General features: G+C 61.3%; 14 protein-coding genes and 1 pseudogene. 4 read left to right on the forward strand and 11 right to left on the reverse strand.

All coding sequences use genetic code 11. The annotated features are described in order from the left end of the window. Positions 1-117: 117 nt before the first annotated feature. Together ACWA1U_RS01565 and ACWA1U_RS01570 are read right to left on the reverse strand one after the other, a co-directional pair. Positions 118-1,257 (reverse strand): ferritin-like domain-containing protein, encoded by a 1,140-nt coding sequence (locus tag ACWA1U_RS01565; RefSeq protein WP_463723593.1) that lies wholly within the window; start codon positions 1,255-1,257, stop codon positions 118-120. A gap of 159 nt (positions 1,258-1,416) precedes the next feature. Beyond that, positions 1,417-1,896 (reverse strand): class F sortase, encoded by a 480-nt coding sequence (locus ACWA1U_RS01570; RefSeq protein ID WP_463724927.1) that lies wholly within the window; start codon positions 1,894-1,896, stop codon positions 1,417-1,419. Between ACWA1U_RS01570 and ACWA1U_RS01575 the strand changes: the two genes are divergently transcribed. The 3 genes and pseudogenes from ACWA1U_RS01575 (at position 1,844) to ACWA1U_RS01585 (ending at position 2,803) form a co-directional block, all read left to right on the forward strand. Next, complete coding sequence (locus ACWA1U_RS01575) at positions 1,844-2,077, forward strand: hypothetical protein (RefSeq protein ID WP_463725098.1); 234 nt, start codon at positions 1,844-1,846, stop codon at positions 2,075-2,077. The genes ACWA1U_RS01570 and ACWA1U_RS01575 overlap by 53 nt on opposite strands. A 294-nt stretch (positions 2,078-2,371) precedes the next feature. Beyond that, positions 2,372-2,621: pseudogene (locus ACWA1U_RS01580) on the forward strand (hypothetical protein); the annotation flags it as partial. A gap of 14 nt (positions 2,622-2,635) precedes the next feature. Then, entirely contained in the window at positions 2,636-2,803 is a 168-nt protein-coding gene (locus ACWA1U_RS01585; RefSeq protein WP_463723594.1) for a Txe/YoeB family addiction module toxin, read from the forward strand. Positions 2,804-2,906: 103 nt separating this feature from the next. Here the strand turns inward: ACWA1U_RS01585 and ACWA1U_RS01590 are convergent, their stop codons facing one another. The 3 genes from ACWA1U_RS01590 to ACWA1U_RS01600 are packed head-to-tail and all read right to left on the reverse strand — an operon-like array spanning position 2,907 to position 5,416. Next, positions 2,907-4,415 (reverse strand): MFS transporter, encoded by a 1,509-nt coding sequence (locus ACWA1U_RS01590; protein WP_463723595.1) that lies wholly within the window; start codon positions 4,413-4,415, stop codon positions 2,907-2,909. A 47-nt stretch (positions 4,416-4,462) separates the two neighbouring features. After that, positions 4,463-5,170, reverse strand: coding sequence for an LppX_LprAFG lipoprotein (locus ACWA1U_RS01595; protein ID WP_463723596.1), 708 nt, complete (start codon positions 5,168-5,170; stop codon positions 4,463-4,465). A 60-nt stretch (positions 5,171-5,230) separates the two neighbouring features. Then, entirely contained in the window at positions 5,231-5,416 is a 186-nt protein-coding gene (locus ACWA1U_RS01600) for a PspC domain-containing protein (RefSeq protein WP_463723597.1), read from the reverse strand. A 226-nt stretch (positions 5,417-5,642) separates the two neighbouring features. Here ACWA1U_RS01600 and ACWA1U_RS01605 point away from each other — a divergent pair, with 226 nt between their 5' ends. Beyond that, positions 5,643-6,485, forward strand: a complete 843-nt coding sequence (locus ACWA1U_RS01605; protein WP_463723598.1) for a PhzF family phenazine biosynthesis protein — start codon at positions 5,643-5,645, stop codon at positions 6,483-6,485. A gap of 36 nt (positions 6,486-6,521) precedes the next feature. Here ACWA1U_RS01605 and ACWA1U_RS01610 read toward each other — a convergent pair whose 3' ends face one another. The 6 genes from ACWA1U_RS01610 to ACWA1U_RS01635 are packed head-to-tail and all read right to left on the reverse strand — an operon-like array spanning position 6,522 to position 12,099. Further along, positions 6,522-7,439 carry a nitrilase-related carbon-nitrogen hydrolase gene (locus ACWA1U_RS01610; RefSeq protein ID WP_463723599.1) on the reverse strand — a complete coding sequence of 306 codons (918 nt, stop codon included), beginning with the start codon at positions 7,437-7,439 and terminating at the stop codon, positions 6,522-6,524. Positions 7,440-7,470: 31 nt separating this feature from the next. Then, positions 7,471-8,088 (reverse strand): bifunctional 4-hydroxy-2-oxoglutarate aldolase/2-dehydro-3-deoxy-phosphogluconate aldolase, encoded by a 618-nt coding sequence (locus ACWA1U_RS01615; protein ID WP_463723600.1) that lies wholly within the window; start codon positions 8,086-8,088, stop codon positions 7,471-7,473. Beyond that, positions 8,078-9,115 carry a sugar kinase gene (locus ACWA1U_RS01620; protein ID WP_463723601.1) on the reverse strand — a complete coding sequence of 346 codons (1,038 nt, stop codon included), beginning with the start codon at positions 9,113-9,115 and terminating at the stop codon, positions 8,078-8,080. Before ACWA1U_RS01620 ends, ACWA1U_RS01615 begins: the two co-directional genes overlap by 11 nt. A gap of 26 nt (positions 9,116-9,141) precedes the next feature. Beyond that, positions 9,142-10,317, reverse strand: coding sequence for an ABC transporter ATP-binding protein (locus ACWA1U_RS01625; protein ID WP_463723602.1), 1,176 nt, complete (start codon positions 10,315-10,317; stop codon positions 9,142-9,144). Positions 10,318-10,321: 4 nt separating this feature from the next. Continuing rightward, on the reverse strand, positions 10,322-11,158 hold the full coding sequence (locus tag ACWA1U_RS01630) for a carbohydrate ABC transporter permease (protein WP_463723603.1): 837 nt from the start codon (positions 11,156-11,158) through the stop codon (positions 10,322-10,324). Next, positions 11,155-12,099 (reverse strand): carbohydrate ABC transporter permease, encoded by a 945-nt coding sequence (locus tag ACWA1U_RS01635; protein WP_463723604.1) that lies wholly within the window; start codon positions 12,097-12,099, stop codon positions 11,155-11,157. The genes ACWA1U_RS01630 and ACWA1U_RS01635 overlap by 4 nt, the downstream gene beginning before the upstream one ends. Between the last annotated feature and the right edge of the window lie 26 nt (positions 12,100-12,125).

Here is a 12,125-nt window from a genome sequence, read left to right on the forward strand (position 1 = left end):
TCTCAGGCCAACAAAAAACAGATGACCCTCATGTCCGGGTTGGTGGTTGCATGAGGGTCATCTGCGAGGATTGCTGAAGGACAATCCTCTATTGGGAGTGCCTTTGAAACCCGGCTGCTAGTCGGAGTTTACGGAAGTGTTTTCGGTAGCAGTTTTGGTTCCCATCTTGTGTTGCACAGCCAGGGCTGCTCCAGCAGCCAGCGCCGCTCCAGCACCGAGCCCGATGAGTCCCATGTCTGGCTGTCCGCCGCCCTGTCCGGCATTGGGTCCTTGCACTCCAGTGCCAGGTGCGCCAGCGGGGAAATCCCCTTCCGGTGCGGGGCCGAGGTTTCCGCTGCCATTGAGGGCACCGTTTACGCCGTTGGGGAAGAACCCGCCGGAGCGTACTGGCTCCGGCGTCAGGTAGACGATGTTCAGGACCTGGCCCGGGGTGCGGCTGAAGGCAATGCCGTTGGCATCCAGAGGCACGAGGTTGGCAGTGTCGTTGAGGATGATGGGCTGATCGACATCCTCGGGGCCGTCGACGCTGTCGCGAAGGTCCGAAATGTTTACTGTCGGGGCGGCGAGATCAAGCCCATACAATGTGGTTCTGATAATTCCCGAGTGATATGCCTCGGCGGCAAGAATCCCCGCAGCAGCCTCAAGGAAAACCTTGCTGTCGATCAGCGGTGCAGCACCCTTGTATGCCGTGACTCCGACATCTTCGAAGATGAACGCGCCAAGCAGAAAGTTCTCCTCCTTTTCATACACATCGAAGGGTTCCCCCTCTTTAATCAGTCCTGCCGCTACAGCGGCCGCGGTGAAGCTGGCACCAATATCAATGGCAGGACGCGACACGGCCGCGCCTCCCAGGGCTGTGCGCAGGAAGGCGACGTGAGCTTTTTCATCCTCCGCGATTTCCCGTGCATACTGCTCAATGTTCTTAGTTTTGAACGGGACAGCATGACCGCCGGTTACCTCGCCCGGGGTACCAGTTCCTCCGATCAAGTCCGACGAAAGACCCTCTCCATACACTGCTCGCAAATAGAATTCAGCTTCGAGGTATTCCAGGTTCAGGGCGAAGTTCAGTATTGCTGAATCGCTCGGGCCTTCCGCATCCATAGGCTGCGCGTTCGCGGGTCCGGCCGTGGTTGCCATCAACGCCGCCGAACCAACACCAAGGCCAGCTATACCAGCAGTTCGGAAAAAGCGGCGGCGATCAAGCTGATTTTCCGCGCTCCTGGAAATAGCCTTGGTAATAAATTTCTGATCAAACATTGCCTAGCACCTACCCGTCCATGAGAAACCGTGGGAGATACCCTAGACGGATCCCTAACAGCGCCTGAGGCATGTTCCCGTGTAGGGATGATCATTCTTGACGGACGGGGCAAATACAAGGGTGCTGACTAATTTATTATTTGCAGGTTGATTTTCTGCTCAGGCAGGGTGGCTGGAAATCAAGTGGGCGTAGACCACGATGTTCTGGTCGAACTCTCCGTTGGAGGGGTCGTAGCCTCCGCAGGTAATCAACCGCAGCTCGGCACGATCAACGTACCCATAGACATCCACCGTGGGGAACTTTTCCTTATCGTAGGTGTCCACACGATATACCTCGAAAACGGCGACTGTACCGTCGGCGCGGGTGACGGAAACCTGATCGGCGGCCTTCAACTCAGGTAGCCGGTAAAACACCCCGACACCGGTCTGGGTCGAGTTGACGTGACCGAGTATGACGGAGGATCCGACCTCTCCTGGCGTGGGCGAGTTCTCGTACCACCCTGCAGGCGAATCGGCATCTCCGGGCGGGACCTCCACGGTCCCATCGTCCTCTTTACCCAACACCATTAAAGCGGAGTCCACCCCGATGGTTTCGATCGCCGTGCTGACTGGGGCCGAAGCTGGCAATACTGGCCCCACCGGAGCAGCCGGCTCTGGCGGCTCTGGCGGCTCTGGCGGCGCGGGTACCGCCGTTGGTGCTGGCAGCGCGGGCGGCGCCGTTGGTGCTGGCGCTACCGTCGTCGTCGGCGTGACGGTGGGAGGCGCTGACGGCGCCACAGCGGACTGGGAAACGGCAGAACCGGCGAGGGCATCCCCTTGAAGGCCCACACCAATGGTGGCCGCACCCCCAGCAAGAACCAGGACGCATGCCGCGGAAAACAACCGCCGGCCAGCAACGGGCTTTTGATGTTTCATTCACCCATCCGTTGCTTGTGGGAAGCGCTTATTCGGCAGGTGGCCTTCGCTTCGCCTGCACCGTCGGCGGAGATCTTCACGCAACGTTCCGCAATCTTTCACGGTCACACCTTCCACGAAAATCAACCATCAAAGGGGGCGTTGAAAATGGCTAGTTGCCCTTAGTACAGCACCGGATCCTCCTGAGGTCCACCCTTGACCAACCAAAACTGCCGCCGAAGGGTCCTCCCAACTCGGGCCGCTACTCGGCGAAGGCACCTCGCGGGGGATTGCGTTGATCTTCCTGATCGCGGGAATCGTCATTATCGTGGCCGCGTTACCTGGCTTTCCTGACACCGGTCTACCGCCGCGTTTCCGAGTCCACGAGGCGTGAGCCGACAGCTCGCATTCGACCGGAACGGGTCGGAGGACTGCACCTACTGGCAAGGCAAGGCCAGGACAGGAACTGAAGCGAATTAACCTGTTGATCCAGGACCTCCTGCAGGACCTGTTCGCCGGTATCGGCAAACCCGAGCCGCTCAAGCACATCCTGTCGGGCGCCTGGTCCAGGCGAATCGATGAGGCGCACCGTCTCGTCTACCTTGTGACCGACACGCACGTCGTCGTTTCACAGGCATGCGACCACTACTGATCCACGATCAGTAGTGCGGGCCTCCGTATGGCGACATTCGCGCACAGAAGCCGGAGTGCAGGTAAGTCCTCCGGCAGCCCTACCGGGGTGGGAGAGCAGGGCCCTATCGCTCCCGGAGGTCTTTCGCTACGTCTGGCTGCGGCTCCTCGGCATGCTCGTCCCGCGCGCTGATCAGCAGTCCCAGTACCGCGCCCACCACACACACGACCGCGGTGATCGAGAATATTTCGCCGTACTGCAGGGCGTAAGCTTCACGGAGCCGGCCAGCTTCGGCCAATAACCGTTCCTCGAGTGTGCCGTCCGTACTGGCGGGCAGGCTGGCCAGATGCTGGTTGAACCGGTAGAGGCCCCATGCGCTCAGCGCCGCGATGCCGAGCAGCATGCCGATCATTCGGGCAACGACGATCGCCGCCGACCCGATTCCGTGCTGGGCGGCGGGCACCACCCGAAGCGTGGCGGACGTCAACGGACCGATCACCAGGCCGAGACCCAGGCCGGCGATCGCCAGATCGGTGTCCAGTGTCGGCAGGGTGAACAGCCCAAGATCGTGTTGCGTCGTCAGCACATCGACGGACCATTTCGAGATCAGGAGATAACCCGCGGCCGCGATGAGCAGGCCGGTGAACGCGACGATCCGGTCGCCGATCTGCGTGGCCAACCATCCACCGAGTAGCGCCCCAACCGGCAGCGCGATGAGGAAACGTAGCAGCAGGAATGCGGCCTCGTTCTGGTCCTTGCCCAGGACACCCTGACCGAACAGCTCGACGTTGACCAGCGTCACCATGAGCGCGGCTCCCGCGGCCATGGACGCGCCGAGTGCCGCCAGGAACGGTCTGAGGTGCACTCCTGCCGGTTCCAGCAGCCGGGTGCGGGCGAACCTCTCCCAGACGAAGAACGCGACGCTCACCACGGCCGCCGCGATCAGCACCGGCATTCCCCAGCTGGGCAACACCGCCTTGCCGTCCGGCTCGGGGTTGTAGAGCCCGATCACAATCAGGCCCAAGGCGACGGCCAGCAGGAGGCCTCCCACCACGTCGACCTTTTGAGGATCATCGGTTTCCTGCCGGCCGGGCAGGCTGAAATGGATCATCACCATCGCGAGCACTGCGAGCGGCACGTTCACCCAGAAAATGGCCTGCCAATGCTGGAACAGCCCGACCAGGACGATGCCGTACACCGGACCGAGCACGCTGCCCAGTTCCTGTACGGCACCGATGCCGCCGAGCACAGCTGCGCGGTTGCGCGCAACCCACAGTTCGGCGGCCAGGGCCATCGTCACCGGCAGCAGCGCGCCACTGGCGGCGCCCTGGAGAGCGCGGCCGATGACCAACACCGTGAGATCGGCTGACAGTGCCGTGACTACCGATCCGAGCGCGAAGCCGGCCAGACTGACCTGAATGAGCATCTTCCGCCCGAACCGGTCCGACGCCCGGCCGAGTAGCGGCATCGCCGCGATATACCCGAGCAGGTAGCCGGTGATGATCGGGGTGACCCGCTGGAGCTGATTAATACCAATGCCGACGTCGCGCATGATGTCGGTCATGATCGTGACCACCACGTAGGTGTCGAGCGCTCCCAGCGCCACTGCCAGACTGGCCGCACTTATCGCCATGCGGCGGTTGGTCGGCACCCGCCTGACTGCCGGGGGCGGGCCCTGAATCACTCTGCCGGATCGTCGACGGTGACCGGTTCGCCCCACTTGGACAGGGTCATCGTGACGCTGTTACCAGGGCTGGGCTCCAACTGGACCTGCATCAGTTCGCGGTTGTCATCCTCAGAGATCCAGACGGTGCCGGGCACGGGCCCGGTGGCCGCGATCTGCGGGGAGATTTTGTTGACCGCGTCCGCGGTGACGTTTCCAGTAATGCGTACCGAGTTCACGCCCTCGACGGCCTCCTCGCCGTCGATCGCGGCGTCGGAGAAGTTGGCGAGCACGTTGGCCAGCCCGGCGTCAGGGTCCAGGATCGTCGCGACGTCGTAAATCTCGGATGCCGGTCCGAAGTTGGTCACGCTGCCTCCCGACGTGATGGCGGCCCAGAGGTCGCCGTCGAAGACCACGAACTCGACACCTTTGAGCGGTTGGCCGAGGAACGTCATGTCGAGTGTGCCCTGGGCAGCCACCGCCGGGGTCTGTGTGAGATCGCCCTCGACGAGTTCGACCGGCAATCCGTCGATTTCGCCCTCAACCGTAAGCGCGAGATGTGCACTGCTTTGCCCTTTGGTGGTCTCACTCGACTCTTCCAACAGGGCGGCGGGGTCGGGGGAATCATCCGGCGACGGGCCTGTGCACCCTGCAACAAGCGCGACAACGGCGAAGAGGGACGCGAAGATCGCCATAAGGCGGGTCTGCATGGATGCACTGGACATGGCCGAAGTGTACACGACTAGTTCAACCCATTGTTGTAAACCGTGAGGAGCTTTCTGAGACTACCGATCCGACTTCGGCAGCACGATCCACAGGATGACGTAGACCAGCTCCCCCACGCCCACCAGTCCGAAGATGACGAAGCCCAACCGGACCAGCCACTTGGGCAGGCCGAAGCCCGCAGCGATTGCCGCGCAGACTCCAGCGAGGATCTTGCCATTACGGGGACGTACCAGTGTGCCAGCCATGCGGGCGACTCTACGCGGGTCAGCCGCTGGGCGAAAGGGGCTCTCCCCCGCGGTCCTGGCTTCTCCCGGCGGGAGCTCATGATCGATCGATCAGTTCATCCGCGCACGATCATCTGACGCATTGGACAATTTCGATCGATATCCCACCGTGCAGGTGGGCACGAAGCCTCCGGAACAACGACGGCGGGGGCGAGCGAAATCCTGCCAGCCCTGACACACTGGGGCCATGGCAACTCCCCGTCCCTTCGCCCAGGTCGACGTGTTCTCCTCGACCCCTTATCTCGGCAACCCGGTCGCCGTCGTACTGGACGGAAACGGCCTGGACGCCGACACCATGCAGCAGGTCGCCCGTTGGACCAATCTCTCCGAAACCACGTTCCTCCTGCCACCAACCACGCCTGACGCCGACTACCGCGTCCGCATCTTCACCCCCGGTGGCGAACTTCCCTTCGCTGGACACCCCACGCTCGGCTCCGCCCACGCCTGGCTTGAGGACGGCGGTCGTCCGCAACGCGCCGGCGTCGTCGTCCAGGAATGCACGGCCGGGCTGGTCACCCTCAAGCACGACGCCGGCGTCCTCTCCTTCGCTGCTCCGCCCACCCAACGTAGCGGCGACCTCGACGAGGAGTATCTCGCCGCCGTCGTCAGCGCCTTCGGCATCGAGCGTGACCAGGTGCTGTCCCACCAGTGGGTGGACAACGGGCCCGGCTGGGCGGGCATCCGGCTTGCCACTGCGGAGGAGGTCCTCAGCCTCGAGCCGGACCTGTCGCAGATTCCGACGGCGATGATCGGCGCCATCGGCGCATACCCGGAAGGCGCCGAGCACGCTTTCGAGATGCGCACATTCGCCCCTGCGGTCGGCGTCGCCGAGGATCCGGTGTGTGGCAGCATGAACGCGTCGGTCGGGCAGTGGCTCACACGCACCGGCGCAGTTGCCGACGGTTACCGCGTCTCCCAGGGCTCCCGGCTGGGCCGGGCGGGCAGCATCACCATCACGGCGGACGACGACGGCGCTGTCTGGGTGGGCGGCGCAACCACCACCTGCTTCCGCGGGACCGCGCTCATCTGAGTAGCGCTGCCGTCCCCTCGCGCTCGGTCAGAGAAATTAGCCTGCAAAGGGCTGAGCGATGGCTCCGTAATGCTCAGGCCGCCGATGATGGGAGAAATTGAAGACATCGCGCCGGTACCGGGTGACCATGTCAAGGTCGATTTCCGCTGTCACCAGCTCATCTTCCAACGTCTGCGCTGTGGCAACAATTTCGCCCGAAGGCGCGATGATAGCGGTGCCGCCTATCTGAGCAACGCCTTCCTCTGTGCCTGCTTTGGCAGTACCTACAACCCACATTGAGTTCTGGTAGGCGCCTGCCTGCATCGACAGGTGGTTGTGGAAGTCCACCAGTGCATCGCTCTCAGGCAGATGTGGTGTCAATGCTGGGGTGTTGTACCCAAGGCAGACCAATTCCGCTCCACCGAGCGCCAGTAGCCGGTAGGTCTCCGGCCACCGCCGGTCATTGCAGATAGCCAGCCCAACCTTCGTATTCGCCCAAGTCCGCACACCGAAACCAAGATTCCCCACCTCGAAGTACCGCTTTTCAAGGTTTTGGAACGGAGCGCCGTGCTGTACTTCCTTGAATCCTGGGAGGTGGATCTTCCGGTATTTGTGAAGAATCTCGGCCCGTTCATCGACCAGTACTGCCGTGTTGAACAGCTGGTTTTCAACCGTGCGTTCGGCATAGCCGAGGACAAAAGCAACCTTTAATTCACGTGCGGCGTCGAACAGCGCCTGAGTGTCCGGGTTGGGCAAGCTGGCCTCGAAATAGGCATGAAGCTCCTCATCCCCGGTCACGAGCCAATGGGGGAAGAAGGGGGTCAGCGCGGCTTCCGGAAAGACAACCAGTTGTGTGCCATCCAGTGCAGCCTTCTCCAGCAGGCTGATCAATCGCGAAAGTGTCTGGGCCCTCGTTGCTGAACGTGGGACAGGTCCAAGCTGAGCTGCGGAGACAGTAAGCACTCTGCTCGTCACGTGGACCTACTGAAGTGGGTCATCAGAATGATCAGTTATCCGTTCCAGCTCTGGCGCCAAGAATCTCGCTGATCAGATCCAGCTGGCGTTCATCCGCGAGAGCTGAGCCGACGGCCACCGTTTGTGCGCCGGCGTTGAGGAACTCTGCCGCGTTCGTCGCGTCGATGCCGCCGGTGGCAACGAAGGTGACCGCGGGGAACGGTCCCTGCATTGCCTTGAACCACTCAGCACCCAACACGGACGCCGGAAATGCCTTCACCACATGGCAGCCAAGACGAACCGCAGACTGTATCTCGCTGGGGGTGGAGATACCCGGCAGATGCGGCATGCCGACCTCGCGGCACAACCGGACCACTTCCTCGTCCAGTCCCGGTGCCACAGTGAAAGCCACTCCGAGTTCCTGGCTTTGCCGGACCTGCTCGACAGTGACGATGGTTCCGGAACCAACGAGCTTTCCCCGTTCTGCTCCAGCCCTGACGACAGCTTCCAGGGAGGGAAGAGCATCAGGGGACTGGATGGGCACTTCCACCAGGTCGATTCCCAGATCCCAGGCGCGAGACGCCAGCTCAACCGCGCGTTTGGCATCCATGTTCCGGAGAATCGCCATGACAGGTTGGCCCTCGATGAGAGTTCCGATTTCAGCTGACATTCGCATGTCCTTTCCGTATGAAGCCCTCGAGGTCGTCCAGATGCGTACTGCTCAAGGAGATACCAGCCCACTCTTCGGCGCTGGCATCGCTCAGGGACAATATGGCCGCTGCAGAAGGAAGCGTCGGCAGATCGCTGACATGCTGCAAGGTGAGGCCAGCCATCAGATGGCCCAGACGCAGCGCTCGCGGCACTCCAAGGCCGCGGACGACGCCGGACAAAAAGCCTGCGGCGAAGGCGTCACCGGCACCGACGGGGTCCACCACCTCGGCCTTGAGCGCAGGCTCGAAGATCGCCTTGTCACCGGAGAAGTGAGTGGCCCCCACAGCCGCATCCTTCACCACCAGGTGAGGGATGTCAGGCAGGATCTGCCGGACATCCCGGGCCCGCGCGGTTCCCCACAATGTCTCCGCCTCGTCACGACCCACCACCACAATGTCCGAACCACGGGCGAGCTCAAGCAGACGCGGCGCCGCGTCCTCGACATCCCAAAGGGCGGGCCGGTAATTGACGTCGAAGCTCACCAGCAATCCGGGAACTTCGCGATCGACAACCAACCGCTGCATCAGGGCGTCGGCCGTCGTCGAGAGCGCGGGGGTAATGCCGGACACGTGGCATAACGCCCGTTCCTCCAGGTTCAGGGAAGGAAGGTCCTCTGGGCTCATTGCAGACGCCGCGGATCCAGACCGGTAGTAAAACACACGGCTTGTGTCAGCTTCCCGGTTCTTCAGATAGATGCCGGTAGACCGTGCGGTATCGACAACCACCGTCTCCAACCCCACTCCCCTGGCACGGAGAAAGTCCATGATGATGCGCCCAAAGGGATCGTCACCAACCCTGCTGAACCATTCGACGTCGTGCCCCAGATGGGCCAGCCCACTGGCTACGTTGCTTTCGGCCCCGCCCACATGGATCCCAACGTGACTGTTCTCCTCCAACGGGCCATCATCAGCGGTCAAAAGGACCATGGTTTCGCCAAGACACAGCAACGGTGGGGGCTTACCCTCAGAGGTTTTCAATCTCGTCATGCCGGCTCCAACTTCCGTTCGCATTATCAGCTGGAAGCCATCTGCGGGCTGTCAAGCAGTTCTCCGCTATCTGTGGAATACCAGAGGACATCGGATTGGTCGAAGGACACGTTACACAACTGGCCGTGCTCCAGACGGGCATCACCGACCAGCTTGGCGTAGAAGAGATCACGGGACGCCCGCGCACCAACCTCCGCGGTATGTTCCTCGGAACCAAATTTAAAGCCGACTACGGTCTCCGATCCCAAATGTTCAACGGTGATCACCCTGGCGGAGTAACCTCCGGACCCTGCTTCGGTGTGCACATGGACCTTCTCCGCGCGAATTCCCAATTGAACTTGCTGGGAACCGGTGGCGGCGGGAGGTGCGAAGGAGAGCTCGTTACCGAACATCTCCATCGTGGTCCCATTCATGTGGACCGGTATCAGGTTCATAGGAGGCGAACCGATGAATTTGGCTACGAAGGTATTGGCTGGCCGGTCGTAAATTTCCTTCGGGGTTCCGTACTGCTGTACCAGACCGTCGTTGAGCACAATGATCCGCGTTCCCATGGTCATCGCCTCGACCTGATCATGCGTGACGTAGACAAAGGTCTTCTGCACGCGGTCGTGGAGTGCTGAAATCTCGGCCCTCATCTGGGTTCGCAGCTTCGCGTCCAGATTGCTCAGCGGTTCATCCAGCAGATACAGCGCCGGCTCCCGGATCAGGGACCGCGCTACCGCTACGCGCTGCCTCTGGCCGCCCGAGAGTGCCTTCGGCCGGCGGTCCAGATAATCGGTCAGTTCCAGCATCTCCGCTACATTGCTGATCTTCGCTGCTATGTCCTTCCTCTTCATCAGGGAACGGCGAGCGAATCCTCCAACGATTGGGATGTGGTGCCACATCTTGAAGTTGTCCATGATGAGGGGGAATCCGATGTTGGCGCGCACGCTCATGTGCGGGTACAGCGCATACGACTGGAAAACGAAGGCGATATTCCTCTTCTTCGGCTCCAGGTCGTTGACCACCACGCCGTCGAACTTCAGTTGTCCCTTCGAGATGTCGGTAAGGCCGGCGATCATTCGGAGCATGGTGGACTTGCCGCAGCCTGAAGGGCCGAGGAGCACCAGGAACTCTTTGTCGGGAACGGTTGCATCGAAGCCCTGGATCACTGTGTTACCCGAGAAACTCTTGCTGACCTGGTCAAATTCAATAGTTGGCATGGAACTATCCCTTTACTGATCCGGCGGTAAGTCCGGAAACGATCTTGCGTTGCATGAGAAGGAAGAAGACGACGGCCGGGATGGTGAACACAAGAGCTGCGCTGAAGACGGTATCCAGCGGCGTCGAGAATTCACCGATGAACGACGCCAGGCCCGTCGAGGCCACCCAGGACGACCTGTCCTCAATGAAGGTCGTGGCAAACAGGTACTCGTTCCAACCATCGAAGAAGGTGATGACGGCGGCCGCAGCCATGGACGGCGCAACCAGCGGAACAACCATTACCTGCAGGATGCTCAGTGGGCTGCACCCGTCTACCCGAGCTGATTCCTCGAGCTCATAGGGGATGTTGTCGATCGCTGATTTCAAGATGAAGAGCGCCACCGGCATCGCAAAGGCGGTATTGACTAAAACAAGTCCGTGCAACTGGTTGAGTAGGCCCAGCGTCGCGAACAGGGAGTAGAGCGGCACGACAAGCAGTGCCTCGGGAAGCATCTGCGTGGCGAAGAAGAGGAATCCCATGGGTCCTTTGCCGACGAACTTGTACCTGGAAAGCGCGTAGGCACCCATCGTCGCCATGAGGAGACTCAGGAGGGTGGTGCCGAAGGCCACGAAGGCCGAGTTGGCCATCCAGCGCAGGAATGGCGTATCAGTGGTGAGGACTGAGAACACCTGCAGGCTGCGGGAGAAGTCCGGCACAAGAGTCTGTCCACCTTGAAAGAGGACATCCGTTGGAGTCATCGCGGTATTGATGATCCAGTAAAGGGGAAAACCTGCCAGGACGGTCAGCAGTAGCGCGAGCAGCGCCCTGATCCCGGTGCCCAGACGACGACGGCCGATCATGAGTTGACTCCGTTCTGCTTGTTGGAGCGTAGTTCCAGGACGAAGTAGACGGCGGTGACAATCAGGGACAACACCAGGCCCAACATGCCGAGAGCAGCCGCAAGTCCAAGCTGGCTGTTGTTGAACGCCTGTCGGTAGACGTCAATAACGATGGTCGTGGTTGCGTCCACCGGGCCCCCGCCGGTGAGGAGCCAGATGATCTCGAATCGTCTGAAGGACCAGATGGTCATCAGCAGCCCGACAACACGGAGGGTTGGCAACAGGAATGGCAATACAACGAGCTTGAAAGTGCTGTAGCTGTCGGCGCCATCTATTCTGGTGGCCTCGTAAAGGTCTTCCGGGACGGACTGGAGTGCGGCCAGGACAACCAGCATCACGAACGGCGTGACTTTCCAGACCGTGGCAACCACCACCGAGAGCATGCCGTAATCAGGGTCTGTGAGCCAGCCCCGTTCGCCAAGGCCCATTGCCGTCGTCGCGGCATTGGCTACTCCGGACGAATCGTTGTAGATCCACCGGAAGACCAGTACCACTGCCACCGTAGGAACTGCCCATGGCATGACCATGATGGCGCGTGCCAGCGTGCGTCCGGGAAACATGCGGTTAATGACGAACGCCGAGATGGTTCCAAGGGTCAGGGAGGCTACGACGGTGAAAGCGGTGTAGACCAGGGTGGTGAGTACGGACTTGAAGAAAGCACCGCTGCCCAGCAGCCGCTCATAATTCTCGAATCCAATGTAGGTACCGCCTGTCGGATTGAGCAGCCGCGTATCGGTGAAGCTCAGGTCCAGGCCTTTAAGTAAGGGAAGGACGGCGAACAACAGCAGATAGAGCACTGCTAACCCGATGAACAAGTAGGGTGTCCAGCTGAACCGTCTGCGCTTGGCCTTCGGTGGCGTCGCGGCAGCTGCACGTTCTTTGGGGGGCGCGTGGGTAGTCATCGCGGTTCTCTCGATAGGGCAGGGTG

This window comes from Arthrobacter sp. TRD_SC_6 (genome assembly GCF_055361185.1).